Source organism: Bradyrhizobium sp. 215_C5_N1_1 (assembly GCF_052075935.1).
In the GTDB taxonomy this organism is placed as follows: Bacteria; Pseudomonadota; Alphaproteobacteria; order Rhizobiales; family Xanthobacteraceae; genus Bradyrhizobium; species Bradyrhizobium barranii.
Genome location: NZ_CP197228.1, coordinates 337,814 through 362,251 on the forward strand (window position 1 = coordinate 337,814; position 24,438 = coordinate 362,251).

Genomic DNA, 24,438 nt, shown 5'->3' on the forward strand with positions numbered 1-24,438 from the left:
CCCAGATAGAGCCTCCGCCATGAGCGACATCCAGGCCCAGTTTTCCGTTCTGAAGCAGACCGCCGATGCCAAGGTGGTCGACGCGATTGCGGACCTCATCGAGAACGGCGAGGATCACGAGCTCAACCGCGTCAATGTCCTCGATTTCGCCAGGCAGCATGGCCTCGACGAAGAGCACACGATCTCCACCTTCCTGCATTCGGCGCGGCTCGGACTGTTCGATCTCGGCTGGAACGTGCTCTGTCCGGGCTGCGGCGGCGTGCTGGGGGCCCATTCGACGCTGAAGGCGCTCAAGCCGGACGATTATCACTGCGCGCTCTGCGCCTGCGGCTACAAGGCGTCGGTCGACGATCAGGTCGAGGTCTCCTTCACCGTCAATCCGCGCGTGCGGCGCATCGCAGCGCACGATCCCGATACGCTTCCGGTGTGGGAATATTTCAAGCAGGTATTCTGGAGCTCCGGCGTCGACTTCAACAAGGAATCCTTCGCGACGCTCGCCAACGAGGTGACGCTCGATACGCTCGAGCTTCCGGCGGGCGAGAAAGCGACCATGTCGCTGCAACTGCCGGGCGACTTCATCATCATCTTCGAGCCGGTGACGCACGCCGCCCATTTCATCGACGTCCAGGGCGAGCCGACCAAGGAGCGCCAGCAGTTCGCGATCATGTACAACAAGGTGCAGGCTCCGACGGGGACGACGACCATGCGGCCGGGGCCGCTGCGGCTGTCGCTGGAGAACCAGGCCGGCGTGCGCGTGTTGCCGTCGGTGTTCATCGCGGCCGAGGCGCTCCATCATCTCATCGGCAAGCGCAAGCCGTTCCTCACCGCCAAGCGCATGCTGTCGAACCAGACGTTTCGCGATGTCTTCAAGGCGGACAATCTCAGCCTCGACCAGCGGCTCCAGATCACGTCGCTGACATTCCTGTTCACCGATTTGAAGGGCTCGACCGCGCTCTACGAGCGCGTCGGCGATCTCGCCGCCTTCGATCTCGTGCGCGCGCATTTCCATGCGCTGCTCGAGATCATCTCCTCCGAGAAGGGCGCGGTGGTGAAGACAATCGGCGACGCCGTGATGGCGACCTTCGTCCGTCCGGAGCACGCCATCGTCGCGGGCCTGCGGATGCGGGCCGCTATGGACGAGCTCAACAGGCAGCGCGGCACCGACGATCTCATCGTCAAGATCGGCATCCATGAAGGCCCGTGTCTTGCGGTGATGCTCAACGAACGCCAGGATTATTTCGGCCAGACCGTCAACATCGCCGCTCGCGTCCAGAGCCTGTCGACGGCGCGGGAGATCCACATCACGGGCCCCGTGCTCGATGCGCCCGCAGTCGCCGAGGTGCTCGAGCAGCGCGCGATCAAGCCGATCCAGAAGCAGGCGGCCCTGCGCGGCATCGCCGACAAGATGGTGGTGTACGAGATACCGTGACAGATTGCCGAAAGGTAATGCCCGCGCGGAGCTGACGCACGTTGCGGCGGTTGAGTTTCCCGCTCATATAATGCTGGTGGCGGCCGCACTCCCGCGGCTTCATCGTTTTCGGTAGGATCCTATGCTCGACGGCCTGCGCCAATTCATCGCCGACATTGTGGCCCCTCATGCCGGGGATCGTGCATTCGGCGATGGCGATTACCGGCTTGCGGCCACCGCGCTGCTGGTTCACGTGGTCTCGCTGGACGGTCAGCCGACGGCGACCGAGCAGCGCAAGCTGCACAGCCTGATCGAAAGCCATTTCGGGCTGGATCGCGGAACCGCCGACCGCCTGATCGCGGACGCCACCCAGGTCGAGGGCGAGGCCGTCGATCTCTATCACTTCACCAGTGTCATCATGCGCTCGCTCGACGAAGAGGGCCGCAAGCGCATCGTCCAGATGATGTGGGAGCTGGTCTATGCCGATGGCCAGGTCTCCGAGTTCGAGGACAACGTCGTCTGGCGCGCCTCCGACCTGCTCGGGATCGCCCAGCGCGACCGGATCGACCTCAAGCATGCGGTCGCAAATCGCGCCGGTGATCAGGTCAAGGACGGTGCCGTCGGGGGTTGAGCCGTCTCGACGCGGTATTATCGGCGGTTGTGCTGGCCACATGACGAAACTTTAATATACCCTCGTCGGCCACCCCGGCCCCGGATTTCCCCGTAAAATCCGTGGTTTTCCTGCTTCCCTGTTGCCCGCTCAAGCAGCCATGCTGCCGGTGACGCTTGCCTGTCGCGCTCGGCCTATGCTCTCGTTCCGCCATTGCGGGGCCAAAAAACTTCAATTCAAGAGACTTCGATCGTGACTGAGCGGGTAACGTTGATCACCGGTGCGTCGGCGGGCATCGGCACGGAGCTGGCGCGTGTGTTCGCCGCCAACGGGCATCGCCTCGCGCTGACGGCGCGACGGGCGGACCGGCTGGAGGCGCTTGCGAACGAGCTCGCCGCCAAGGGCGGCAAGAAGCCGATCGTGATCGCCTGCGACCTGCAGGAGGCGGATGCGGGCGAGAAGATCGCCGCCGCGCTCGCCGCCGAAGGTGTCGAGCTCGACCATCTCGTCAACAATGCCGGCTTCGGCGTGTTCGGCGATGCGATCGAGCGCGACCGCGTCGAACAGGTCGGCATCGTCGATGTCAACGTCCGGGCTCTGACGGATCTGTCGCTGCGCTTTGCCGATCAGCTGATCAGGAACAAGGGCGGTCTTCTCAATGTCGGATCGGTCGCGGGCTTTCTGCCCGGCCCCGGCATGGCCGTGTACTACGCGTCCAAGGCCTATGTGATTTCCCTCACCGAGGCCCTGCGGGCGGAGCTCGCGCCGCGCGGCGTTCGCGTCACCGTACTTTGCCCGGGTCCGGTGCCCACCGAATTCCAGGCGCGCGCCGGCGTCGGGTCCGGGCATGATACGACTCTTCTCAACGTGTCTGCCGCCGATGTCGCGCAACAGGCCTATCGAGGCCTGATGGCCAACAAACGGGCAGTGCTGCCTGGTCTCGGAATCAAGATCGTGCCGTTCGCGCTGCGTTTCTTCCCGCGCGGCTTCATCCTGTCCGCCACCAGCCGGTTCCAGAGGCAGAGGCACTAGATTTCTTGTCTTGACGCGTTTTCTTGACGCGAACCGGTGTCCACTTCGCTCGAAAACGCTTTGAAGAAAGCTCAAAGCTCCGTAGTGGCCCGGAGCTTGCTTCAATATCGGGACGCGTGTGCGCGAACTCACACGATGTTAACTACCGCTTAGTTATGCTGGCGGCCTGAACCGATAGCACTCGCAGAGGCCATGTCGTTCCGGACGGACAGGTTTGGTGGCGCAGAATTGGTGCCCTTCCCCAGAAGGACGCCGAGCGCCGCCGCCTCCGAAGCCCGGTTGCCGGTTCTGATCATCCTGCATCAGGAATCCTCGACACCCGGCCGCGTCGGCAATGCGCTGCGCGCGCTCGGCCATCGTCTCGACATTCGCCGTCCCCGCTTCGGCGATCCCCTGCCCGACACGCTCGATCAGCATGCCGGTGCTGTTTTCTTCGGCGGTCCGATGAGCGCCAACGATCCCGACGACTACATCCGCCGCGAGATCGACTGGATCGAAATTCCGCTCCGCGAACAGCGGCCGTTCCTTGGTATCTGCCTCGGCGCGCAGATGCTGGCGATGCAGCTGGGGGCCCGCGTCGCACCGCATGCGCAGGCACTGACCCAGATCGGCTACTATCCGATCCGCCCGACCGCCGCGGGCCACGCGCTCTGCCCGAATTGGCCGGCACAGGTCTATCACTGGCATCGCGAAGGATTTGAACTGCCCGTCGGCGCTGAGCTGCTTGCGGAAGGCGATGATTTTCCGATCCAGGCGTTCCGCACCGGCAACGCTTTCGGGGTGCAGTTTCATCCTGACGTGACCTGCGCGATGATGCATTGCTGGACCACGCGCGGCTATGACGGCCTCAGCGCGCCTGGCGCGCGCGAGCGGCATCATCATTTCGCGGACCGTGCCGTCTACGACGTTGCGGAGCGGGCCTGGCTCGATCATTTCATCGACGGCTGGCTGGCGCGCCGGCAGGTGCTGGCGCAAGCCGCCGAGTGATCGCGCCTCCGCGCAAGGTGCTTCGCCTAAGTTCTTGGCGCAAGCCCTTGCCTCATCCCTGGATATGCTAGGCTCGTTCCTAACGAGCGCGCGCGAACGCGTGCCGGCAGACACAGGGAGAGCGTCATGGCCTACGAACACATTCTGTATGAGGTGAGCGACAAGGTCGCGACCATCACGCTCAATCGCCCTGATCGCATGAATGCGTGGACGCCGACGATGGAGCGCGACGTGCGCCATGCGATGGAAGCATCGAGCGCCGATGACAATGTCCGCGTCATCGTGCTCACCGGCGCGGGCCGCGCCTTCTGCGCCGGCGCCGACATGGATGCGCTGAAGGGGCTCGACCCCAACGACGTCAGGCGTGCCTCGAACCTGCCGCCCTTCGACATGAACCGCCGGCCGGACTGGCAGACGCGCTACGGCTTCTATCCGTCGATCGGAAAGCCAGTCATCGCCATGCTCAACGGCGCGACCGCCGGCATCGGCCTCGTCCACGCGCTTTATTGCGACCTGCGCTTTGCCGCCGACAATACCGTGTTCACGACAGCCTTCGCGCGGCGTGGCCTGATCGCGGAGCACGGCATCAGCTGGATGCTGCCGCGCATCGTCGGCCACGCCAATGCGATGGATCTGCTGCTCTCGGCCCGGCGCGTGTCGAGCGAAGAGGCGCTGCGGATCGGCCTGGTGAACCGGCTCTGCTCACCCGAGAAGCTGCGCGAGGAGACCTACGCCTATGCGCGCGACCTCGCCGATTTCGTCTCGCCGAGCGCGATGGCCGTGATCAAGCGCCAGCTCTACGAGGTGCCGTTCCAGACCCTGGCCGAGGCCACGATCGAGGCCAACCGCGAGATGATGGTCGCGCTGAACGGCAGCGATTTCCGGGAGGGGGTGGCGAGCTTCATGGAGAAGCGGCCGCCGAGGTTTACGGGGAAGTAGGGGGAATTTGGAGGGAGCCCGCCGTCGCCCTTCGGGCTATGGCGTGGCAGCCTTCGCTACGAAGCGGCTTGCCGAGCCGAAGCAGGCGCAGCCTGCGAAGGCTGGTGGAGCCAGGCGGGATCGAACCGCCGACCTCGTCATTGCGAACGACGCGCTCTCCCAGCTGAGCTATGGCCCCGTTTGGCGGCCGCTCTGGTGAATGCGGCCGACAACCGGGCGCCATTTAAGTCCCCGCCAAGGTCAAGTCAAGGACGGGTGTGACCCGGTTTTAACCATCCCCGGCACCGACTTCCCTTGTTTGGGCCGGGGGGAACCGATATCTAGCAAAAAGCGTCAATCCCGACCGAAAGCCAGAGTCTTCAATGCGTGCCGTTCTCGACATCGTCATCATCGTGCTCGACCTCTACGTCTGGCTGCTGATCGCCTCCGCGATCCTGTCCTGGCTGATCGCTTTCAACGTCGTGAACACCCGCAACCAGTTCGTTTCGGCGGTGGCGGAGTTCCTGTACCGGATCACCGAGCCGGTGCTGGCGCCGATTCGCAATTTCCTGCCCAGTCTCGGCGGCCTCGATATCTCGCCGATCATCCTGATCCTGCTCATCATGTTCATCGAGCGGGTGATCCTGTATTACATCTACCCGAACGTGATCTAAGCGGGCGGGAGCGCCTTGGTTGCGAAACAGGCCTTCAAGGAACCCTGGCGCTATTCGGTCGCAGGAATCAGCATCGCGCTGCGGGTGACGCCGCGCGGCGGCCGCGACGACATCGACGGGATCGAGCAATTGGCCGATGGCCGCAGCGTGCTCAAGGTGCGGGTGCGCGCGATCGCCGATGGCGGCGAGGCCAACAAGGCCGTTCTGGTGCTATTGGCGAAATCGCTCGGCGTCCCCAAGGCCAGTGTAAAGCTGCTTTCCGGTGCCACCTCGCGGCTGAAGCAGATCGCGGTCGATGGCGATCCGGCGCGGCTCGGCGAAGCCCTGCGCAAGCTCGCCCAAGCCAGATCGGCAGACGCCAAACCGACAGACCAAGGGAACTGACATGACGGCCAAGATCATCGATGGAAAAGTCATCGCTGCGGAACTCCGCGCGCGCGTCGCTGACGAGGTTGCCCGCGTCAAGCGCGAACACAATCTGGTGCCGGGCCTCGCGGTGGTTCTGGTCGGCAACGACCCCGCCAGCGAGGTCTATGTCCGCTCCAAGCACACCCAGACGCAGGCGGCCGGCATGGCCTCGTTCGAGCACAAGCTGCCGGCCGACGTGTCGCAGGCCGATCTGCTGGCCGTCGTCGCAAAACTCAACCGCGATCCGGCCGTGCACGGCATTCTGGTGCAACTGCCGCTGCCGAAGGGCCTGAATACTGAGGCCGTCATCAACGCCATCGATTCCGCCAAGGATGTCGACGGCCTGCATCCGAACAATGCCGGCCGGCTCGCCGGCGGCTTTGAAGCGCTGTCGCCTTGCACGCCGCTCGGTTCGATCATCCTGACCAAGAGCGTCCACGCCTCGCTCGAAGGCATGAATGCCATCGTGATCGGCCGCTCCAATCTGGTCGGCCGTCCGCTGGTGCAATTGCTGCTCAACGAGAATGCCACGGTGACCATCGCGCATTCGCGCTCGCGCGATCTGCCCGGGCTCGTGAAGCGCGCCGACCTCGTCTATGCCGCGGTCGGCAAGCCCGAGATGGTACGTGGTGACTGGCTGAAGCCAGGCGCGACCGTGATCGACATCGGCATCAACCGCATCCCCAGGGACGACGGCAAGACGCGCCTCGTCGGCGATGTCGCCTATCAGGAAGCACTCGCCGTTGCCGGCGCGATCACGCCGGTCCCGGGCGGCGTTGGCCAGATGACGGTCGCCTGCCTACTGGTGAATACGCTGCGCGCGGCGTGCGCGATCGCAGGGCTGCCGAAGCCGGCGGTTTAACTCCAGGTCTCGCGCCCCGGACGCAGCGCAGCGTGCAACGATGCGCTGCAGAGCCGGGGCCCATTGCAAGTGGCACCATCGGTCCCGGCTCTGCGGCGCGTCACTTCGTGATGCACCGCGTCCGGAACACGCAATCTTACGCCTTTTTCTTCTTCTCGCGCTCGATGCCTTCGAGGATCAGCTTCTGGGCGTCTTCCGGGCCGCCCCAGCGCAGAATCTTCACCCACTTGCCCTTCTCGAGATCCTTGTAGTGCTCGAAGAAGTGCTGGATCTGCTGCAGCGTGATGTCGGGCAGGTCGGAGTACGACTTCACCTTGTCGTAGCGCTGCGTCAGCTTCGACGACGGCACCGCGAGAATCTTCTCGTCGCCGCCGGCTTCGTCTTCCATGAACAGCACGCCGACCGGGCGCACGCTCATGACGGCGCCGGGGATGATGGCGCGGGTGTTGATGATCAGCACGTCGCAGGGATCGCCGTCATCGGACAGCGTGTGCGGGATGAAGCCGTAGTTACCGGGGTAACGCATCGGCGTGTAGAGGAAGCGGTCGACAACGAGCGTGCCGGCTTCCTTGTCCATCTCGTATTTGATCGGCTCGCCGCCCACGGGGACTTCGATGATGACGTTGACGTCGTGGGGTACGTTTTTTCCGATCGAGACCGCATCGATACGCATTCAAGGCTCCGTTGTTGCCGAGGTTAAATCGCGCCCGGCAGCGATTTTGGCGCTGTCATACGCGGGCTTGGCCCGCCAATCCATCGTGTTTTTGTGAAATAATGAATCCAGCGACTACCGGCTCAAAGGGCAACGGTATCGACGGATGGGAAGCGCTGCCGGCTAGACTTTCAGCAGCTCAATTGGTCCAAGCGAAGGCAACCTTGTCGAGCGACTTCGGCCCGAAACGCTCGGAGGAGCGCGCCACCATGCGGCCGCCCAAGGCGCGGTAGAACTCGGTCGCCGGATCGTTGTCCGAGAGCGCCCACACCACCATGCTCTTCAGGCCGCTCTGCATCAGGTCGCGGCGGGCTGCGGTGAACAGGCGGCGGCCGAAGCCGAGACCCTGGAATTCCGGACGCAGATAGAGCTCGTAGATCTCGCCGTCGAAGTGCAGGCTGCGGGCGCGATTGCGGCCGTAATTGGCATAGCCGGCGATCTTGTCGCCGAACACGAGCACGCTGACGCGGCTGCCTTTGCGAATCGCACTGTCCCACCACTGCGGACCGCGGCGGTTGATCAGCTTTTCCAGCTCGCCGCCGGGAATGATGCCCTGATAGGCGGAGCGCCAGGCTTCGTCATGGGTGGACGCCACCGCAGTTGCATCTGCAGCTTTGGCCGGCCGGACCTCGATCAGGGTTGTGCTCATGGACACGATCAAACCAAGTCGCCGCGCCGGCGGCAAGACCTATCGTTAATTATCGGTTAACGTGTGGATTTTGTGCATCAGTATTTTAACCATGTTGTACCGAAAGAAGACAAGACGCCATTTCGAACGGCACCGGCCTGCCATTGCCGGTGCAAAACTGCCCTGCGGCAACCAATGAACCGCGATGGCAACGCAAAAAGTCCGCCGAAAATGATTCGTTCCTGCAGATCTGTCGCTGTCCGTGTTCGCCTGCGGCAATTCATGCGCGTCTTCAACATCTTCGCCCTCCTGCCTCTGCTGCCCTTGCTGCTGGCGTCGCCTCTGTGCGCACAGGTCACGTTTGGGTCATCGGGTGAGGAGGGCGAGCCGTTTCGCCGGCAAGAATGGCGCGTGCCATCGCCGGATACCGACATTGCCGCGCATGCGCTGCTGTTTCGCCCCGTCGGCGCCGGTCCATTCCGGCTTGCGGTGATCGCACATGCCTCGACGCAGAATGTGCTGCGTCGGGCGCAAATGCCGCAGCCTGAATACCGCGCGCTGGTCGCGTTTCTCGTCGCGCACGGCTTCGCAGTGCTGGTGCCGGAGCGGCTCGGCCATGGTGCGACCGGCGGCCGCTATGTCGAGGACCAGGGCGGCTGCGACGAGGCGGATTACGCGCGTTCGGGTCGCGCGACGGCCGCCGAAATTTCGCTCGCGCTGGATTTTTTGCGAAAGCAGGATTTTGTTCGTCAAGACTCGGCCGTCGTGCTCGGCCATTCCGCCGGCGGTTGGGGGGCGTTGGCGCTCGCGAATGCCGATCCGAACGCGATCTCCGCGATCATCGCGTTTGCGCCGGGGCGCGGTGGCCACGCCAATGATGAACCGAACCGGATCTGCGCGCCGCAGACGCTTCTCGCCGCGGCGGCCGAGTTCGGCAAGGCGGCGCGCATTCCCGTCACATGGCTCGTGGCGACCAATGACAGCTATTTCGCGCCGGCGTTCTCGCGGCAAGTGGCGGATGCGTTTCGCGGTGGAGGCGGCAAGGTGGACTTCCGCACATTGCCGGCCGTCGGCAGCGAGGGGCATTGGATGATCGAGAGCGAAGCCGGCGTCAAAGCCGCCAGCCGCGAGCTCGGGCTTGCGCTGAACCAGTCCAAACCTGCGGCGGCCAAGAAGCCATGACGCTGTATCTCCTGGTCAAATACCTCCATGTGCTCGGCGCCATCGTCATTCTCGGCACTGGCACCGGCATCGCCTTCTTCATGCTGATGGCGCATCGCACGAACGACGCCGAATTCATCGCGCGCACCGCGTCGGTGGTGGTGATTGCGGACGCGATCTTCACGTTGTCGGCCGTGATCCTCCAGCCGGTGACGGGCGGCCTGCTGATGATGCTTTTGGCCATGCCGATCACGGAACGCTGGCTGCTGGCCTCGCTTGGGCTCTACGTCTTTGCGGGCCTATTCTGGGTCCCCGTCGTCTTCATGCAGATCGAGATGCGCGATCTCGCGCGCAAGGCGGCCGAGCAGCGCGGCGCTCTGCCTGAACGTTACTTCGTGCTCTACCGCCGCTGGTTCGCGTTCGGTTTCCCCGGCTTCGGCGCGACGATGTTGATCCTGTGGCTGATGATCGCGAAACCGTTTTGAGAGATGCGATGACCCAGCGAACCGTTTTGGTGCTCGGTGCCTCCGGCCTGATCGGGCGCTTCGTCACCGACGATCTGCGCGTGCGGGGATTTCGCGTGGTCGGCGTCGCACGCAGCCTGTCGCCCGCGCAGAAGATGAGCGCGCTGGACATCGAGCGGCCGATCCTGTCGCTCGATGCAGCCGCGCTGATGCGCCTCTTCCGCGAGCACGCCGTCGACGTCGTCGTGAACTGTCTCGGTGTGCTCCAGGACGGTCCCGGCAGCGACACGAGCGCGGTGCATCGCGATTTCGTCGCGCGCCTGCTTCAGGCGATCGCCGACAGCGGCCGCGCGATCCGGCTGGTGCACATCTCGATCCCCGGGACCGCCGAGGCGGATCGCACCGCCTTCGCGACGACCAAGCGCGAGGCCGAACGCCTGATTGCAGCCTCCGGCATTCCCCACGCTGTCCTGCGGCCCGGCTTCGTCGTCGCGCCTTCAGCCTATGGCGGCAGCGCCATGCTGCGTGCGCTCGCCGCCTTCCCGCTCGACCTGCCTGGGAAGGAGATGTCGACGCCATTTCAGTCCGTCGCAGTCGAGGACATTTCGGCCACCATCGCCTGGCTCGCCGCGCGCGATATTGACGACGCCTCAGTCAAAGCCGTGACGTGGGACCTGATGCAGGCCGAGCCGCTCACCATGGCCGGCGTCATCAAACAGTTCCGCCACGCCTTCGGCACGGCCGGCTGGCCGCGCCTCGCGATGCCGTCGTTTATGCTCGATCTCGGCGCGAAGATCGGCGATCTCGCCAATTATCTCGGCTGGATGCCGCCGATGCGCTCCACGGCCATCGCCGAGCTGCGCCGTGGCGTGACCGGCGAACCCTCCACCTGGATCGCCGCCACGGGCATCGCGCCGAAGACGTTGGCTGATGCGATCGGGCGCCATCCCGCCACCATCCAGGACAAATGGTTCGCGCGGCTGTTCCTGATCAAGGCGCTGATCTTCGCCAGCCTGGTTGCGTTCTGGCTCGTCTCCGGCTTCATCGCGCTGTTCGTCTCCTACCGTGCCGCCGCCGGAATTTTGAGCGCGCACAATTTTTCGCCCGCGCTGGTCGATCCCATCACCATCGGCACCAGCCTGATGGACATGAGCATCGGCGCGCTGATCGCCTTCCGCCGCACCGCGGCGATCGGTTTGGTCGCAGGCATCGTCGCCTCGCTCGGCTATATGGTCGGTGCGGCGATCCTCACGCCCGACCTCTGGATCGAGCCGCTCGGCGCGCTGGTGAAGACAGGGCCGGCCATCGTGCTGATGCTGGTCGCGCTGCTGATGCTGGATAATCGCTAGCGTTTTCGAGCGAAGTGGATCCCGGTTCGCGTGAAGAAAACGCGTAAGATAGAGAGACTGATGAGCAAATGGCCCGACGATGACGTGATCCTGTTCGACGGCGCCTGCATCTTCTGCTCGCGCTGGGTCCGCTTCGTCGCCAAGCGCGACACGGCGAGGCGGTTTCGCTTCACGCCGATCCAGTCGGAGTACGGCGCAAAGCTCGCGCGGACCTTTGGCATCGATCCTGACGATCCCGACACCAATGCCGTGGTTCACGGCGGAGTGGTCTTTATGAAGTCCGACGCTGCGCTGACCGTGCTGTCGCATCTGCCGGGATGGAGTTGGGTGCGCGCGTTGTTTGCCGTGCCAAAACTGCTGCGGGACCCCGTGTACAGCCTCGTCGCGCGCAACCGCTATCGCATCTTCGGGAAGTATGACGCCTGCTTCGTTCCCGATGCGGATTTGCGGGCGCGGGTGATTGAGTGACGTAGCCGGCGCTTACGGCTTGCCTGAAGCCGCCAGCACTTCCTTGGCCGCGCGCTCCCCGCTGTCCCTGGCGCCATGCGCCGTCGTGAAGAAGCTTGGCGACGTCGCTTCTCCCGCGAAGAACAGCCGCCCATCCACCGGCGCTGCCAGCACCGCGCGGTCTCCAGCGTGCCCTGGCAGTGCGTGTGAATACGATCCTCTCGCGAAGGGGTCGTGGGCCCAGCGCGACTCGTAGAGCGGCTTGAGCTTTCGCCTGATGTCGTTGCCGAGGAAGCCTGCGATCTCGTCGATGCTGTGCGCGGCGATGGCGCCGTCGCCGGCGTCTTCCAGCTCGCGGGCGAAGCTGCCGCCGAAAAAGCCCTCGATGCAGGGCTGGCCGAACGGGCGGATGTGGTAGGTGCCCATCTCGGTGCGCATGGTGGCACCCCGCAGATTGCCCTCTTTCGGGAAGGCTTCTGCATCGTCGAGCGCCAGCGTCACCTTGTCGTCGACGCCGAGCGGCAGGCCGGCTGCGGCGCTCACCTTGGCCGGGAGCGGCGGAGAGAAGCGGATGGCTTCGTCCGCGATCAGATTGGTCGGCACGGTGACGATCACCTTGTCGGCGGTCAGCGTGCCCTGCGACGTCTCGATGCGGAGGCGCTGGCCGGAATGATCGATCAGCGTGACATTGCAGCCCAGGGCCACCGGGCAGGGGGCGCCATAGGCCGCGACCAGCGCGCCATAGCCACGGCGGACGCGCCAGTTGAGGTCGCTATCCTCATAGGCGTCCCAGTCCAGCGTCGACATGTCCTTCAGTTCGCAGCCGTTGATGTAGGTCGAGACCGCGTCGATCATGGGATTCCAGCGATTGCCCGGATCGAGGCTCAGGCTCGCGGGCTCGTCCTTGCCCTTTTGCGCGGCCTGCCACAGCCGCTCGTAGAATGCGTCCATCGCGCGCATGAAATCGTCGCGCTCGGCCTGCGGAAACGCGTTGCCGAAGGCGCGCTCGCGCCAGGGCGGCAGGTCCTTGTTGACCTCGAAGCCGAGCTGCTTGGCGATTCCGACGAAGGAATTCTTGTCGGCGGAGTGCAGCCAGCCGCAGCCGACGTCGAAGGTCACCTCAGGCGAGGCCTGCACGGTCCAGGCGCGTCCGCCAATCCGGTCACGCGCCTCCAGCACGATCACGGAGAGGCCGGAGTCAGCCAGCGCATGCGCCGCGCCGAGGCCGGCGGCGCCGGCGCCGATGATCGTGACGTCAACGGAGGAGGGCAGGGAGGTCATGAGCGGGCTCTAGCACGTTCGCGAAGAGCGCTGAAGCCACCACAAAGTGAGGTGTCATCACCCGCCTTGTGCGCACGTTGTGCACTGGGGCGAGTGATCCATCTTCGTAGGGTGGGCAAAGGCGCTCTTGCGCCGTGCCCACCATTGCCGACGGGGATTTCAAGTGGTGGGCCCGCTACGCTCGGCCCACCCTACGGCACTACGGTGTGGAGCGGCTTACGCCACCGCTTCCTTGGACTTTTCCGCGCGCTTGCGCTCGTTCGGGTCGAGGTGCTTCTTGCGCAGACGGATCGACTTCGGCGTGACCTCGACGAGCTCGTCGTCCTCGATATAGGCGAGCGCCTTTTCCAGCGTCATGCGGATCGGCGGGGTCAGGCGCACGGCTTCGTCCTTGGACGTCGTGCGGATGTTGGTGAGCTGCTTGCCCTTGAGCACGTTGATCTCGAGATCGTTGTCGCGGGTGTGCTCGCCGACGATCATGCCCTTGTAGACCTTCCAGCCCGGCTCGATCATCATCGGGCCGCGGTCTTCCAGCTTGAACATGGCGTAGGCCACCGCTTCGCCCTGGTCGTTGGAGATCAGCACGCCGTTGCGGCGGCCCTGGATCTCGCCCTTGTACGGGGCGTAGCCGTGGAACAGGCGGTTCATGATCGCGGTGCCGCGGGTGTCGGTGAGCAGTTCGCCCTGATAGCCGATCAGGCCGCGGGTCGGCGCGTAGAACACCAGGCGCAGGCGGTTGCCGCCGGACGGCTTCATCTCGACCAGCTCGGACTTGCGCTCGCTCATCTTCTGCACGACGACGCCGGAATGCTCCTCGTCGACGTCGATCACGACTTCCTCGATCGGCTCCATGGTGGCGCCGGTCGCTTCGTCCTTCTGGTACACGACGCGCGGGCGCGACACCGAGAGCTCGAAGCCTTCGCGGCGCATGGTCTCGATCAGGATCGCGAGCTGCAATTCGCCGCGGCCGGACACTTCCATCGCATCCTTGTCGGTGGCCTCGACGACGCGCAACGCGACGTTACCCTCGGCTTCGCGCAGCAGACGGTCGCGGATCATGCGGCTCGTCACCTTGTCGCCTTCAGTGCCGGCGAGCGGGGAGTTGTTGACGATGAACGACATCGACACGGTCGGCGGGTCGATCGGCTGCGCCGGCAGCGGCACCTCGACGGTCGGATCGCAGAAGGTGTCGGCGACGGTGCCCTTGGTCAGGCCGGCAATGGCGACGATGTCGCCGGCTTCAGCTTCATCGAGCGGCGTGCGCTCGAGACCGCGGAATGCCAGGATCTTGGTGATGCGCCCGGACTCGACCAGCTTGCCGTCGGCATGCAGCACCTTGACCTGCTGGTTCGGCTTGAGAACGCCGGACGAGATGCGGCCGGTGATGATGCGGCCGAGATAGGGGTTGGCCTCCAGGATGGTGCCGATCATCTTGAACGGACCTTCCTCGACCGTCGGCGGTGCGACGTGGCGCAGGATCAGGTCGAACAGCGGCTCCATGCCCTTGTCCTGCGGACCCTCGGGGCTCTCGGCCATCCAGCCCTGCTTGGCCGACCCGTACAGGATCGGGAAGTCGAGCTGCTCCTCGCTGGCGTCGAGCGCCGCGAACAGGTCGAACACCTCGTTGATGACTTCGGTCGGGCGCGCGTCGGGGCGGTCGACCTTGTTGATGACGACGATCGGCTTGAGGCCGACCTTGAGCGCCTTGGAGACCACGAATTTTGTCTGCGGCAGCGGGCCTTCGGCGGCGTCGACCAGCACCAGGGCGCCGTCCACCATGTTCAGGATGCGCTCGACCTCACCACCGAAATCGGCGTGGCCGGGGGTATCGACGATGTTGACGCGGGTGTCCTTCCACTGCACCGAGGCCGCCTTGGCCAAGATGGTGATGCCGCGCTCACGCTCCAGATCGTTGGAGTCCATGGCGCGATCCGTCACCTTCTGGTTCTCGCGGAACGTACCGGATTGCTGGAGGAGTTTGTCGACCAGGGTCGTCTTGCCGTGGTCGACGTGGGCGATGATGGCGACGTTACGGAGGTTCATGAGTGAGCTTCTTTGCGGTCGGACAATGGGTTAAGCGCGATCTCGCCGGTCGGACCGGGACCTCTTCTCGAAACAACGCTGGAAGACTGGAAACGGGCGCTTTCCGCCCAAAAAGGGCCGCCCGGCCATCTCGACCAGGCACCCTACGCGTTGCGGCGCAATATATGCAGAAACCGCCAAAAAACAATGTGTTCTTTGCTGATTGGTTGACTGAATTTTGTCCGGGAATCTCCGGGGGTTAGGGTAAATTCAGCACCAAACCGGCCTTTGCTCGGGGACGGGGCCTCGATCAGCCCTGCGCCGAGCCGGGGCTGGCCTCCTCGGTCGGATAGACCCCGCGCAGCACCTCCTCGAAGTGCATCTTCACCGCGTCGTTGCACAGGCAGGCGCGCAGGCGCAAGCCGTCGAGATTGCGGACCAGGATCGCGCCGCGTCTTGTATCGAGCACGCCCTCCGCCTTGAACGACTGGAGCACGCGGCTCGCATAGCTGCGGCCGACCCCGAGCAGCGTCGCGAGCTGCTCATGCGTCAGCGGCACGCTGCTCTCGTCGCCGGTCCGCTCCATCGCCGCGATGATCCACTTGGCCGTACGCTGTTCGATGGAGTGGATGGCGTTGCAGGCGGTGGACTGGAACATCTGCGCCAGCATGCAGTCGGCATAGCGGGCGAAGATGTTGCGCAGCGAGGCCGAGCGCATCTTGGCAGCTTCCAGCTTGGCGACGTGAATGCGCGCGAATGGTCCGCCGAATTTCACGCAGATGCGGGTATAGGCCGGCAAAAATCCCTCGCTGACGATGCCGCCCACTGCGCCTTCGCGGCCGACCAGGATGGTCTCGACGTCGCGGCCGTCCTCATTGGGAACGAGAAATGTCGCGAGCGACGGCCCGCAGGGAAAGTGCACGACCTGGACATCGTCGCCGGGACTGTAGAGCAGCTCGTTGGGCCCGGCGGTGTCCAGAGTGACGTGCGGTGCCAGCAGCGCGTAGTCAGCCGGACTCAAGCGCCGCAGCAGATTGTTGGCCGGCCGGCTACCGACTTCGGTTGTCTTGCTGATACGCGCGTCCATCGTAAATCCCCTGCTCTCCTTTCAACACTAGCGAGGTCCGATCATGGGCTGTGTGCACAAGTGGACAGACGTGAAAACTGTTCTGTGGTGAGTTTCGTTCCGGGAACCCTCCGATGCGCTGGGCGCAGGCGTCGGGATGAGGCTGTCCTCGATCGGTAAGAACATGCAGCCCTCGATATCCACCATCATGATACCTGCTCCCCCGGACGGCTCGACCGGCATGCCCGCCGATGTTCTGATCGTTGAGGACGATCCGATCATTGCGATCGATTTCGAGGATCGCCTGCTCGGATTTGGCGTGAGGAGCGTGCGCACCGTGGGGTCGGTGGCGCAGGCGCTGGCGGCGATCGCAGCGCGCGCGCCGGATTTCGCGCTACTCGACGTCGAGCTCGGCCGCGAGAAAAGCTTTGCCGTCGCCGACCGGCTGGCGGCTACGCAGATTCCCTTCGTCTTCGTGACGGGCTACGGCGCCGAGGATCGGATCGCTCCCGAATTCAAGACGCGGCCGCGGCTGCAAAAGCCCTGCTCGAGCGAAGCGCTGGAGGCCGCGCTGCGCTCGGGCGGCTCCTGATCGCCCGTCGGCGTTCTCCCGGCTTCAGGCAAATTTCGGATCGAGCGTGGTCGACCACAGCGCGACGTCGGCGCGGTCGCGCAAGGTCACCGTCATCTGGCCGGATGCGCCGTCGATCTTGACGTGACCGAAGAACTGCATGCCTGCGGACGGCGGCAGGTTCTGGTTGTCCTTGCCCGGCGCTTTGACGAAACGCACCTCGGGCCCAAAAGTGTTGTCGAGCGCATTTGGACCAAAGGTGCCCGCATGCAGCGGGCCCGAGACGAATTCCCAGAACGGCTCGAACTCCTGGAATTGCGCCTTGTTCGGATCGTAATAATGCGCGGCGGCGTAGTGCACGTCCGCGGTCAGCCACACCGTGTTGTTGATCGGCGCCATCTTGATGAAGCGCAGGATGTCGGCGATCTCGAACTCGCGGCCGCGCACCGGGCCGTCGCCCTGCGCAATGGCTTCCGATCCGCCCTTCGGCGTGTCCGATACGACGAGACTGATAGGCATGTCGGAGGCGATCACCTTCCAAGTCGCACGCGAATTCAGAAGGCCGCGCTTGAGCCAGGCGATCTGGTCCGGGCCGAGAAAATAGCTCGCGGGCCCGTAAGCGGTTTCGAGATTGGCGCCGTTCGGGCCGCGATAGCTGCGCTCGTCGAGCACGAACACGTCGAGATGCGGGCCGTAGGAGATCTGGCGATAGACGCGGCCCGGCTCAACGATGCTCTCCCGCATCGGATACATCTCGTGAAAGGCGCGGCCGGCGCGGGCTGCGAGCAGGGAGATGTCGCGCACCTTGTAGGACGCCGGCAACTCCTTCGACAGCGACCAGTTGTTGGTCACTTCATGGTCGTCCCACTGCACGAAGATCGGCACTTCGGCATTGAAGGCGCGGACGTTGTCGTCGGTGAGATTGTATTTGTGCGCGGCGCGATACTCGTCCAGCGTCTCGGCGACCTTGGCCTTCTCGGGGATGGTGACGTTCTTCCAGGTCTTGCCGTCGGCGAGCTTCACCTCGGATTCGATCGGACCGTCGGCATAGATCGTGTCGCCGGAATGCAGGAAGAAATCCGGGCGATGCTTGCGCATCGCGGAGAAGGTGAACATGCCGCCATCATCGGGATTGATGCCCCAGCCTTGCCCTGCGACATCGCCGCCCCAGACGAAGCTGACGTCGCGACGGTCGGCCGGCGCGGTGCGGAAGCGGCCGACCACTGGTTCGCCCTCGATCGCGGTATGCGAGAGATCGCGAAAGCGGACGCGATAGAAGATATCCTGTCCGCCCGGCAGGTTCTCGATCAGCATCTTCGCGGTGAAGTCGCTCTCCGGCAGCGCCGCGATCGGCGGCAGCGCGCGGACATCCTTGAAGGACTCGGTCGTGGCCACCTCGACCAGCATCTGCGATGGCCGGTCAGCGCGCGTCCAGACCACGCCACCGTCGACCGTGACGTCGCCGGACTGCACACCATGCGTAACCGCCGGCCGGTCGGCCGCGCGCGAGAGATGGGGCATCGCGATCACGCCGAGTGCGCCGGCGCTGGTGGTGAGGAAGCGGCGGCGGGAGAATTTGATGTTCATGGCGGCTTCGCTTTTTGTCTCGTGCGCATCTCGCGTCGTCATTCCGGGACGGTCCGAAGGACCGGACCCGGAATCTCGAGATTCCGGACTCGCGCTGCAGGCGCTCCGGAATGACAACGAAAGCTATACTGAGACAGTATGACGCAGCAATAACGCGGCAGGCGTTTACGCGTTGCCGGCGGCCCTGAATTGCGCACCTGCGCGCTGCAGGCTTTGCGGCATGGCAAACAGCACGGCCTTGCGGTCGGCGACGGCGGCGTGGAACTGGTCGAGCACGATGTTGATGGCGGTGAGCCCGCCCTCTTCGATCGCGCCGTGATCGAAGCAGCGCAGCGTGTCGCGCAGGATTTCGTCAGCCTCGGTTTGCATCTGGTCGAGCTCGTCGGTCGTCTCGCTCTTGCGCGCCGCCGCGATCAAGTCGAACAGGCGGTCGCGCAAATGGCTGTTGTTGTCGCGCTCGTCCTTCTTGAGGTAGCCCGCGAACCAGGCGCCGATCGAGCCCATCGCCGAGAGCGCCATCAGCGTCCACCAGATGTAATCGCTGTATTTGTCGAGGAAGGTCTTTTCCTCGCCGTCGACGAAGGCGGCGGCGCCCGGATGCACGGGGATCACCGCATCCTTGTCGGTGTCGGGCGTCTCGATCTTCGCCGCCATCGGGAATTCCGCCACCAGTTGCTGGCGCACGGCGAAGAGCTGGCGCGTGAACGCCGCGATGGTGGTATCGGACACGCCTTTGCGCGCCACGATGTGGTGCGAGAAGCTGATGGTCTTGACCTCGTCATCGGGGCGATCGGGCGAGCCGCCATAGGTGCCGGCGGGAATCTCCGATGCTTCGTAGACGGGATGGTTTTGCGCGATCGCGTCCGCGGAATCGATTGCGAGGAAGGTCGGCGTGCCGCTGTCCTTGGCGGAAGCCGCGATCGCATCCGACGTGATCTTGCTGTTGACGGGGCCGGCCGCGAGATAGGCATCGGCCTTCTGGGCCTTGATCGCCTCGGCGGCTTCATTGGCCGGGAACTGTATGACCTCGACCTTGGCGGGATCGACGCCGTATTGCTGGAGGATCACCTTGAGCAAATTGACGTTGGCCTGGGTTCGGCCGATCACCCCGACGCGATGGCCGGCGAGCTGCGCGATCTTGGTGATCTTCGCGCCCTTCTTCTTGCCCTTGCCGGGCACGGACCACAGCACCACGACGTTCTTGCGCAGGGTCGCGACGGCTTGCGCGTTCTTCGGCACGTCGACGTCGCCGCGCACGATGGCGAGATCGACCTTGTTTTCCGCGAGCGCATCGGCGCTGGCGGTGGCACCGTCGGTCTGGATCGGGCGTAGCCGCACAAAGCTCTTGTGCTGCGCGAAAGCCTGCGTCAGCGCCTGCACCACCTTGAGGTCGTCGCTATTGGCCGGACCGACCGCGATCTTCAACGTCACCGGCCGCATCGCGAAGTAGTATCCGCCGACGAGCGCGCCGATGATCGCAAGCACCAGCGCCAGAGACACGAGCGCCGTCTTCCGCGCCGCTGATCGCGGCGAAGGCGGGGTGGGCGCTTCGGCCAGGTCCAATCCCCCGGTCATCGATCTCCCAAACAGGCGCTTGAGGCTCAGTTTCATCTTTGCCGGCGATTTACACCTGTAATCATAGCAAATTTCTTGTCCCGCGGGGTTACATCTCCGTCATGGTTAGCGGATGGACGAAATCCGGTCTGAACCAGGGCCATATGCACGGTGTTAGGGTAAAGTTCCCCTGAAAATGGAGGCGATCATGGCAGAGCGGCTGACGCCGGAAGCACGCAAGCAGGCACTGGGCGCCATACCGGGCTGGACCGAGGTTCAGGGCCGCGACGCCATCGGGAAGACCTTTGTCTTCAAGGATTTCAACGAGGCGTTCGGGTTCATGACCCGCGCGGCGCTGGTTGCCGAGAAAATGGATCACCACCCCGAATGGCGCAACGTCTACAAGACGGTGGAGGTGGTGCTGTCGACCCATGACGCCGGCGGCGTCACCAAGCTCGACATCGAGCTCGCCAGGACGATGAACACGATCGCCAAGCTGACAGCTACCTGACACCTTGCGAGGATCGGCTGCATCCCCATGTTGTGATCAGCAGGAGATGCGGCCATCTGCCGCCCCTGGCTGAACGGGGAGTTTGTCGAACATGGCCGCCGAACACAGCGTCGGCTTCGAGCCGGCCGATCGGCTCGCGGAGGATCATGAGAGCGTGCGCCGCCGTTTCTGGCGCAAGCTGAAGCGTGTCGCCGCGCAATTGCCGTTCGCGGAAGACCTGCTCGCGGCCTATTACTGTGCGTTCGACCGGCAGACGCCGCGCCATGTCCAGGCGTCGCTGCTCGGAGCGATCGCCTATTTCATCCTGCCGTTCGATTTCGTCCCCGACGTGATGCCGATCCTCGGCTTCACCGATGACGCCGCCGTGCTCGCCACCGCCATCCGCATGGTCGCCAGCCACATCACGACGGAGCACCGCGAGGCCGCCCGCGCCGTGCTGAAGCGCGGGGTGGATGGTGCGGAGGCGGCGCAGTAGGCGTTGTTGGCTACACGCCGTAGCCACGCCCACCGCTGTCATTCCCCGCGACCCGGCTACGCCAAGGCTTCGCCGGGGTTGCGGTCCAGGGCAGCCGAAGCTTTAGCGTAGGCGGCAGGCGGGGAATCCAGTACGCCGCGGCCTCTCGATTCAATCACTGACGTCACGGAGTACTGGATCGCCCGGTCAAGCCGGGCGATGACAGCGAGTGTGTGGGTGCCGCTTGCGACACCATCGGCCGCAATGCCGCTCGTTACTTCTTCTCCGCCCGCGCGTTCCCCGCGTCCCACGCCTGGAATTGCTTGAACAGCGCTTCCCTGTCTGCGTCGGACACCTTCTGGGCCGCGGGGTTCTGCTTGAGGAACGCCTCGAAGCGCTCCCGGGTCACCGGTTCGACGCCGTGCTTGTCGAGCCATTGCTGCGCCACCGGCAATCTGTTCCAGCCCGTCAGAGGTGCCGGGAGCGAGACTTCCTTCCACTTGGGATGGAAAGGCGGGTTCTGCAGGGTCGGGAATTTCGTGAAGAACGCATCCACGAACAGCGCAAGCTTACGGTAACGGTCGGTGTTGGGCGCCCAGTTGTAGGCCGCGAGCACCGCCGGCACCGCGATGGTGTCCACGGTATCGCCTTCCTTGATCAGGTTCGGATAGTCCTTGGCGGTCAGCGTCGCCGGCAGATAGTCGCTCTGCAGCGGCTTTGCATAGTCGACCCCCGCGAGGTGGAAGCGGCCGTCATTGCTGAAGGTCGACACTGACTTGTACGGCTTGCCGCCGACCACGATGACGGCGTCGATCTCGCCGGCTTTCAGCTTCTCCATCGCGATGCGCTGCTCGACATAGACGAAGTTCGCCTTGATCCCGAGCCGCTCGAACACCGTCAGCGCGGTGACGAAGGTCCCGCCATTGGGCAGATCGACGCTGACCTTCTTGCCCTCGAGATCCTTCAGCGTCGCGACCGATTTCGGCGCGATCACCTGCATCTCTTCATTGTAGAGCTTGGTCACATAGGTGAACTGCTTCTTGATGTCCTTGGCAAAGCCCTTGCGCTCGAGATAGTCGAGCGTATCCGCCCGCACGATGCCGAGATCGACGCCTTGCAGGAACAGAATGTCGGCGACGCTCTGCACCGAGCCGCGGCCGACGATCGGTAGCACGCGGATCTTGTTGCCGTCGTCGAGCACGGAGGCGAGGTCGGCGCCGAACTGCACGTAGGTGCCGCCGATCGTGCCGGTGATCAGCGTGACCGTATTGGCGTTCAGCGACTGCTTGGTGGAGGTCGAGCCGAACTGGAAGATGGCCTTCAGGCTGTCCGAGACCTTGGCCGGATCGTATTCGGTCTGCTCGGCGCGTGCCGCGAAGGCGCAAATCGTCATGATGGCGGCAACCGCCATTCCCAAAGCGTTACGCATGATACCCTCTGAAAAGTTCTAGTTCTGAAGCTGAGCGAGGCGCTGCCGCGCCTCCGCCGATCCGAGTGCCGCGGCCTTCTGGTACCAGTCACGCGCGACGGTCGCGTCGCCGGCGATGCTCCGCGCGTCGCTGGTGCCCAGCACGGCCGGGTCATAGGTCTGCGCCAGCAGAAACGCGGCCGTTGCATCCTGTGCATTGGCCGCGCGCTCGAGCAGCAGGCGGGCTGCAACAATATCGCCGATCCTCAACAGGCTCTTCGCGCGTGTCATCAGCCCGGCCAGCGTGTCGGCATCGAGCGTCTTGGCTAGCGTCTTGGCGGGCGGAGTGGGCGCCGGCGGCGCCGCGACGGGTGCGGGCGCAGGTATGGGTGCCTGGGCTTGCAGCGCCGTCTGATAGGCGGTCGCGATCGCTTCGCGGCTCGGCGTTGACGGTGCAGGGAGAACCTGCGTGTCGGCGCTCGCCAGCGTGTTGGTCGCGCGGTCCGAATCCTTCAGCGAGCTCTGCGTCATGGCCGGCGTGTTGGCCGACGCCATGGCTTGCTCCGGCGCGATGCCCATCCAGCTAACGGCATTGGCGGGGAAGAGGCCGCGAAAGTCGGACTGATACAGTGTGACCAGAATTGCCAGGGTGGATGCCGTCAGAACGGCCGCGAGAACGCGCGGGACAATTCTGGAGCGCACCTCAATGGGCGCATATTCGCCTGGGTCCGGCGCACCGAGCGGATCGGACAGGAAGAGTGGAATTGGATCGTCCTGCGAAAGATCGGCCCGCGCGGCGCGCGCACGGATAAAGGACGCGGTCGGCGGATGTGATGTGGCTCGATCGGAGTCGAACGCCTTCGACTCCTTCGACGGGCGATGTGCCGTCGTCTCCATGGTCATGCTCCCCATTACTAACGCAACGCAGGGGCAATTCGGCTTAAGTCTTCTTGCTTTTGTCCAAAGTGTCCCGCAAATGGAACCGGTAAAACGCAGTTGGAATCAGCCCAAAAAACGACGACGGTTTGCGCGAATTAGGAAATATTTGGGTTTGATTGAGGCGGAGCGGAGGAATGCACCACGATTTTGGCGGTGATGGTTGAGGAAGGTTTTCCTAGACTCCGCTGACTTTGACCCCGGGGCATCCAGTGGGCCGCGGCGTCTCGGCTGAAATCTCTGGCGTCTCTGAAATCTGGACCGCCCGCCTCAGTACGCAATTGCGCAGAAGGCGGGCGACGACGGTCGCATATGTGGCGAGTGCGTGTGGCAGGCAAGCGCTGCGGCTCACACCATCACGGATGCAGGATCACCTTGCCCATGGCCTGGCGTCCCGCCAGAACCTTCAGTGCGTCGGCGGTTTGTGCCAGCGGGAAGGTGCGGTCGACATGCGAGGAAATCTTTCCTTCCGCGGTCCACTTCACGAGCTTCTCGAGATTGGCGCGGTTCTTGGCCGGGTTGAGCCGGGTCCATGCACCCCAGAACACGCCGCGGATGTCGCAGCCCTTCAGTAGCGCGAGGTTCAGCGGCATCTTCGGAATGTCGCCGGCGGCAAAACCGATCACCAGGAAGCGGCCTTCCCAGGCGATCGAGCGCAGTGCCTGCTCGGCATAGGCGCCACCAACCGGATCGAAGATGATGTCGACGCCCTTGCCGCCGGTGAGTTTTCGCAGGCCTTCTTTCAGATCTTCCTTGCCGTAGTTGAGCGTCAGCTCGGCGCCATGCGCTTTCGCGAATTCGAGCTTCTCGTCCGACGAGGCGCAGGCGATCACCTTCAGGCCCATCAGCTTGCCGAGCTCGCAGGCAGCCAAGCCGGTGCCGCCGGCTGCGCCCAGCACCGCGAGCGTCTCGCCCGGCTTCGGGCTCGCGCGGTCTTCCAGCGCATGCAGCGCGGTGCCGTAGATGATGATGATGCCGGCCGCGCGGTCATAGTCGAGATTGTCGGGAATCTTCACGATCGATGCCGCCGGCAGCGCGATCTTTTCGCGCGCGCCGTTGTGGCCGCAAGACGCGACGACGCGATCGCCGACCTTCAGATCAGTCACGCCGGGACCGATGCTCTCGATCACGCCGGCGACTTCGGCGGCGGGCGAGAACGGGAACGGTGGCTTGATCTGGTACTTGCCCTGAATCATCAGGATGTCGAAGAAGTTCAGCGCCGCCGCCTTAATCGCGATCACCGCTTCGCCGGGACCTGCCACCGGATCCGGCACGTCGGCAAGCACGAGATCATCGGGCTGGCAATATTGCGAGCAGAGGATGGCTTTCATGGCGGCACCTTCTTGAGAATACTGGGCGTTTCGAGGCGGAATTATAGTTGGTCCGTT

Annotated in this window: 25 protein-coding genes and 1 tRNA gene; 15 read left to right on the plus strand and 11 right to left on the minus strand. The window is 64.3% G+C overall.

Going from position 1 to position 24,438, the window contains the following annotated elements; all coding sequences use genetic code 11:
- Positions 1-19: 19 nt before the first annotated feature.
- From AB7G19_RS01550 to AB7G19_RS01570, 5 genes are all read left to right on the plus strand, one after another.
- Entirely contained in the window at positions 20-1,429 is a 1,410-nt protein-coding gene (locus tag AB7G19_RS01550) for an adenylate/guanylate cyclase domain-containing protein (protein ID WP_085403002.1), read from the plus strand.
- A gap of 121 nt (positions 1,430-1,550) precedes the next feature.
- Positions 1,551-2,039, plus strand: a complete 489-nt coding sequence (locus AB7G19_RS01555; RefSeq protein ID WP_354077113.1) for a TerB family tellurite resistance protein — start codon at positions 1,551-1,553, stop codon at positions 2,037-2,039.
- A 231-nt stretch (positions 2,040-2,270) separates the two neighbouring features.
- The gene (locus AB7G19_RS01560) at positions 2,271-3,050 is read left to right on the plus strand and encodes an SDR family NAD(P)-dependent oxidoreductase (RefSeq protein WP_085402998.1); all 780 of its coding nucleotides are present in this window, start codon (positions 2,271-2,273) and stop codon (positions 3,048-3,050) included.
- A 192-nt stretch (positions 3,051-3,242) separates the two neighbouring features.
- The gene (locus AB7G19_RS01565) at positions 3,243-4,037 is read left to right on the plus strand and encodes a glutamine amidotransferase (protein ID WP_085402996.1); all 795 of its coding nucleotides are present in this window, start codon (positions 3,243-3,245) and stop codon (positions 4,035-4,037) included.
- A 126-nt stretch (positions 4,038-4,163) separates the two neighbouring features.
- Positions 4,164-4,976 (plus strand): enoyl-CoA hydratase, encoded by an 813-nt coding sequence (locus AB7G19_RS01570; protein ID WP_085402994.1) that lies wholly within the window; start codon positions 4,164-4,166, stop codon positions 4,974-4,976.
- Positions 4,977-5,078: 102 nt separating this feature from the next.
- On the opposite strand, the gene AB7G19_RS01575 is transcribed toward AB7G19_RS01570, so the two are convergent.
- Positions 5,079-5,154, minus strand: a tRNA-Ala gene (locus AB7G19_RS01575).
- 184 nt (positions 5,155-5,338) lie between these two features.
- On the opposite strand from AB7G19_RS01575, the gene AB7G19_RS01580 reads away from it, so the two are divergent.
- The 3 genes from AB7G19_RS01580 to AB7G19_RS01590 are packed head-to-tail and all read left to right on the plus strand — an operon-like array spanning position 5,339 to position 6,899.
- Positions 5,339-5,629, plus strand: coding sequence for a YggT family protein (locus AB7G19_RS01580; protein WP_007598721.1), 291 nt, complete (start codon positions 5,339-5,341; stop codon positions 5,627-5,629).
- Positions 5,630-5,644: 15 nt separating this feature from the next.
- Entirely contained in the window at positions 5,645-6,013 is a 369-nt protein-coding gene (locus tag AB7G19_RS01585; protein WP_085402992.1) for a DUF167 domain-containing protein, read from the plus strand.
- Position 6,014: 1 nt separating this feature from the next.
- Complete coding sequence (locus tag AB7G19_RS01590; protein ID WP_085402990.1) at positions 6,015-6,899, plus strand: bifunctional methylenetetrahydrofolate dehydrogenase/methenyltetrahydrofolate cyclohydrolase; 885 nt, start codon at positions 6,015-6,017, stop codon at positions 6,897-6,899.
- A 136-nt stretch (positions 6,900-7,035) separates the two neighbouring features.
- On the opposite strand, the gene ppa is transcribed toward AB7G19_RS01590, so the two are convergent.
- Both ppa and AB7G19_RS01600 read right to left on the minus strand, forming a co-directional pair.
- Positions 7,036-7,572, minus strand: a complete 537-nt coding sequence (ppa, locus tag AB7G19_RS01595; protein WP_014490715.1) for an inorganic diphosphatase — start codon at positions 7,570-7,572, stop codon at positions 7,036-7,038.
- Positions 7,573-7,750: 178 nt separating this feature from the next.
- Positions 7,751-8,260, minus strand: coding sequence for a GNAT family N-acetyltransferase (locus AB7G19_RS01600; protein ID WP_014490714.1), 510 nt, complete (start codon positions 8,258-8,260; stop codon positions 7,751-7,753).
- A gap of 261 nt (positions 8,261-8,521) precedes the next feature.
- Here AB7G19_RS01600 and AB7G19_RS01605 point away from each other — a divergent pair, with 261 nt between their 5' ends.
- From AB7G19_RS01605 to AB7G19_RS01620, 4 genes are read left to right on the plus strand one after another with little or no spacing between them, the layout of a single operon-like run.
- Positions 8,522-9,421, plus strand: a complete 900-nt coding sequence (locus AB7G19_RS01605) for a dienelactone hydrolase family protein (RefSeq protein ID WP_085402988.1) — start codon at positions 8,522-8,524, stop codon at positions 9,419-9,421.
- On the plus strand, positions 9,418-9,885 hold the full coding sequence (locus AB7G19_RS01610; RefSeq protein WP_085402986.1) for a DUF2269 family protein: 468 nt from the start codon (positions 9,418-9,420) through the stop codon (positions 9,883-9,885). Before AB7G19_RS01605 ends, AB7G19_RS01610 begins: the two co-directional genes overlap by 4 nt.
- Positions 9,886-9,893: 8 nt before the next feature.
- Positions 9,894-11,213 carry an SDR family oxidoreductase gene (locus AB7G19_RS01615; RefSeq protein ID WP_085402984.1) on the plus strand — a complete coding sequence of 440 codons (1,320 nt, stop codon included), beginning with the start codon at positions 9,894-9,896 and terminating at the stop codon, positions 11,211-11,213.
- 60 nt (positions 11,214-11,273) lie between these two features.
- Positions 11,274-11,681, plus strand: coding sequence for a thiol-disulfide oxidoreductase DCC family protein (locus tag AB7G19_RS01620; RefSeq protein WP_085402982.1), 408 nt, complete (start codon positions 11,274-11,276; stop codon positions 11,679-11,681).
- A 12-nt stretch (positions 11,682-11,693) separates the two neighbouring features.
- Here AB7G19_RS01620 and AB7G19_RS01625 read toward each other — a convergent pair whose 3' ends face one another.
- The 3 genes from AB7G19_RS01625 to AB7G19_RS01635 form a co-directional block, all read right to left on the minus strand.
- Positions 11,694-12,941 carry a flavin monoamine oxidase family protein gene (locus AB7G19_RS01625; RefSeq protein ID WP_085402980.1) on the minus strand — a complete coding sequence of 416 codons (1,248 nt, stop codon included), beginning with the start codon at positions 12,939-12,941 and terminating at the stop codon, positions 11,694-11,696.
- 216 nt (positions 12,942-13,157) lie between these two features.
- Positions 13,158-14,984 carry a translational GTPase TypA gene (gene typA / locus AB7G19_RS01630; protein ID WP_071908699.1) on the minus strand — a complete coding sequence of 609 codons (1,827 nt, stop codon included), beginning with the start codon at positions 14,982-14,984 and terminating at the stop codon, positions 13,158-13,160.
- 289 nt (positions 14,985-15,273) lie between these two features.
- Positions 15,274-16,050: a Crp/Fnr family transcriptional regulator gene (locus tag AB7G19_RS01635; protein ID WP_085402978.1), complete on the minus strand. Its 777-nt coding sequence runs from the start codon at positions 16,048-16,050 to the stop codon at positions 15,274-15,276.
- Positions 16,051-16,186: 136 nt separating this feature from the next.
- Here AB7G19_RS01635 and AB7G19_RS01640 point away from each other — a divergent pair, with 136 nt between their 5' ends.
- Complete coding sequence (locus tag AB7G19_RS01640) at positions 16,187-16,621, plus strand: response regulator (RefSeq protein ID WP_094184253.1); 435 nt, start codon at positions 16,187-16,189, stop codon at positions 16,619-16,621.
- A 24-nt stretch (positions 16,622-16,645) separates the two neighbouring features.
- Here the strand turns inward: AB7G19_RS01640 and AB7G19_RS01645 are convergent, their stop codons facing one another.
- Together AB7G19_RS01645 and AB7G19_RS01650 are read right to left on the minus strand one after the other, a co-directional pair.
- On the minus strand, positions 16,646-18,187 hold the full coding sequence (locus AB7G19_RS01645; RefSeq protein WP_441267675.1) for an alkaline phosphatase D family protein: 1,542 nt from the start codon (positions 18,185-18,187) through the stop codon (positions 16,646-16,648).
- A 165-nt stretch (positions 18,188-18,352) separates the two neighbouring features.
- Positions 18,353-19,798 (minus strand): TAXI family TRAP transporter solute-binding subunit, encoded by a 1,446-nt coding sequence (locus AB7G19_RS01650; RefSeq protein ID WP_085402976.1) that lies wholly within the window; start codon positions 19,796-19,798, stop codon positions 18,353-18,355.
- A gap of 151 nt (positions 19,799-19,949) precedes the next feature.
- Here AB7G19_RS01650 and AB7G19_RS01655 point away from each other — a divergent pair, with 151 nt between their 5' ends.
- Both AB7G19_RS01655 and AB7G19_RS01660 read left to right on the plus strand, forming a co-directional pair.
- Positions 19,950-20,252 carry a 4a-hydroxytetrahydrobiopterin dehydratase gene (locus tag AB7G19_RS01655; RefSeq protein ID WP_028152804.1) on the plus strand — a complete coding sequence of 101 codons (303 nt, stop codon included), beginning with the start codon at positions 19,950-19,952 and terminating at the stop codon, positions 20,250-20,252.
- Positions 20,253-20,343: 91 nt separating this feature from the next.
- Positions 20,344-20,727 (plus strand): YkvA family protein, encoded by a 384-nt coding sequence (locus AB7G19_RS01660; RefSeq protein WP_085402974.1) that lies wholly within the window; start codon positions 20,344-20,346, stop codon positions 20,725-20,727.
- Positions 20,728-20,980: 253 nt separating this feature from the next.
- On the opposite strand, the gene AB7G19_RS01665 is transcribed toward AB7G19_RS01660, so the two are convergent.
- The 3 genes from AB7G19_RS01665 to AB7G19_RS01675 all read right to left on the minus strand — a co-directional run bounded on the left by AB7G19_RS01665 (position 20,981) and on the right by AB7G19_RS01675 (position 24,381).
- Positions 20,981-22,135, minus strand: coding sequence for a TAXI family TRAP transporter solute-binding subunit (locus tag AB7G19_RS01665; RefSeq protein ID WP_085402972.1), 1,155 nt, complete (start codon positions 22,133-22,135; stop codon positions 20,981-20,983).
- 18 nt (positions 22,136-22,153) lie between these two features.
- A complete protein-coding gene (locus AB7G19_RS01670; RefSeq protein WP_085403100.1) occupies positions 22,154-23,011 on the minus strand; it encodes a hypothetical protein in 858 nt (285 codons plus the stop codon).
- A gap of 395 nt (positions 23,012-23,406) precedes the next feature.
- The gene (locus tag AB7G19_RS01675) at positions 23,407-24,381 is read right to left on the minus strand and encodes an NADPH:quinone oxidoreductase family protein (protein WP_014490699.1); all 975 of its coding nucleotides are present in this window, start codon (positions 24,379-24,381) and stop codon (positions 23,407-23,409) included.
- Between the last annotated feature and the right edge of the window lie 57 nt (positions 24,382-24,438).

Coding starts and splice junctions, on each gene's coding strand:
- AB7G19_RS01550 (WP_085403002.1), top strand. CDS start 20: ATGAGCGACATCCAGGCCCAGTTTTCCGTTCTGAAGCAGACCGCCGAT.
- AB7G19_RS01555 (WP_354077113.1), top strand. CDS start 1,551: ATGCTCGACGGCCTGCGCCAATTCATCGCCGACATTGTGGCCCCTCAT.
- AB7G19_RS01565 (WP_085402996.1), top strand. CDS start 3,243: ATGTCGTTCCGGACGGACAGGTTTGGTGGCGCAGAATTGGTGCCCTTC.
- AB7G19_RS01570 (WP_085402994.1), top strand. CDS start 4,164: ATGGCCTACGAACACATTCTGTATGAGGTGAGCGACAAGGTCGCGACC.
- AB7G19_RS01580 (WP_007598721.1), top strand. CDS start 5,339: ATGCGTGCCGTTCTCGACATCGTCATCATCGTGCTCGACCTCTACGTC.
- AB7G19_RS01590 (WP_085402990.1), top strand. CDS start 6,015: ATGACGGCCAAGATCATCGATGGAAAAGTCATCGCTGCGGAACTCCGC.
- ppa (WP_014490715.1), bottom strand. CDS start 7,572: ATGCGTATCGATGCGGTCTCGATCGGAAAAAACGTACCCCACGACGTC.
- AB7G19_RS01600 (WP_014490714.1), bottom strand. CDS start 8,260: ATGAGCACAACCCTGATCGAGGTCCGGCCGGCCAAAGCTGCAGATGCA.
- AB7G19_RS01605 (WP_085402988.1), top strand. CDS start 8,522: ATGCGCGTCTTCAACATCTTCGCCCTCCTGCCTCTGCTGCCCTTGCTG.
- AB7G19_RS01610 (WP_085402986.1), top strand. CDS start 9,418: ATGACGCTGTATCTCCTGGTCAAATACCTCCATGTGCTCGGCGCCATC.
- AB7G19_RS01615 (WP_085402984.1), top strand. CDS start 9,894: ATGACCCAGCGAACCGTTTTGGTGCTCGGTGCCTCCGGCCTGATCGGG.
- AB7G19_RS01620 (WP_085402982.1), top strand. CDS start 11,274: ATGAGCAAATGGCCCGACGATGACGTGATCCTGTTCGACGGCGCCTGC.
- AB7G19_RS01625 (WP_085402980.1), bottom strand. CDS start 12,941: ATGACCTCCCTGCCCTCCTCCGTTGACGTCACGATCATCGGCGCCGGC.
- typA (WP_071908699.1), bottom strand. CDS start 14,984: ATGAACCTCCGTAACGTCGCCATCATCGCCCACGTCGACCACGGCAAG.
- AB7G19_RS01635 (WP_085402978.1), bottom strand. CDS start 16,050: ATGGACGCGCGTATCAGCAAGACAACCGAAGTCGGTAGCCGGCCGGCC.
- AB7G19_RS01640 (WP_094184253.1), top strand. CDS start 16,187: ATGAGGCTGTCCTCGATCGGTAAGAACATGCAGCCCTCGATATCCACC.
- AB7G19_RS01645 (WP_441267675.1), bottom strand. CDS start 18,187: ATGAACATCAAATTCTCCCGCCGCCGCTTCCTCACCACCAGCGCCGGC.
- AB7G19_RS01650 (WP_085402976.1), bottom strand. CDS start 19,798: ATGAAACTGAGCCTCAAGCGCCTGTTTGGGAGATCGATGACCGGGGGA.
- AB7G19_RS01655 (WP_028152804.1), top strand. CDS start 19,950: ATGGCAGAGCGGCTGACGCCGGAAGCACGCAAGCAGGCACTGGGCGCC.
- AB7G19_RS01660 (WP_085402974.1), top strand. CDS start 20,344: ATGGCCGCCGAACACAGCGTCGGCTTCGAGCCGGCCGATCGGCTCGCG.
- AB7G19_RS01665 (WP_085402972.1), bottom strand. CDS start 22,135: ATGCGTAACGCTTTGGGAATGGCGGTTGCCGCCATCATGACGATTTGC.
- AB7G19_RS01670 (WP_085403100.1), bottom strand. CDS start 23,011: ATGGAGACGACGGCACATCGCCCGTCGAAGGAGTCGAAGGCGTTCGAC.
- AB7G19_RS01675 (WP_014490699.1), bottom strand. CDS start 24,381: ATGAAAGCCATCCTCTGCTCGCAATATTGCCAGCCCGATGATCTCGTG.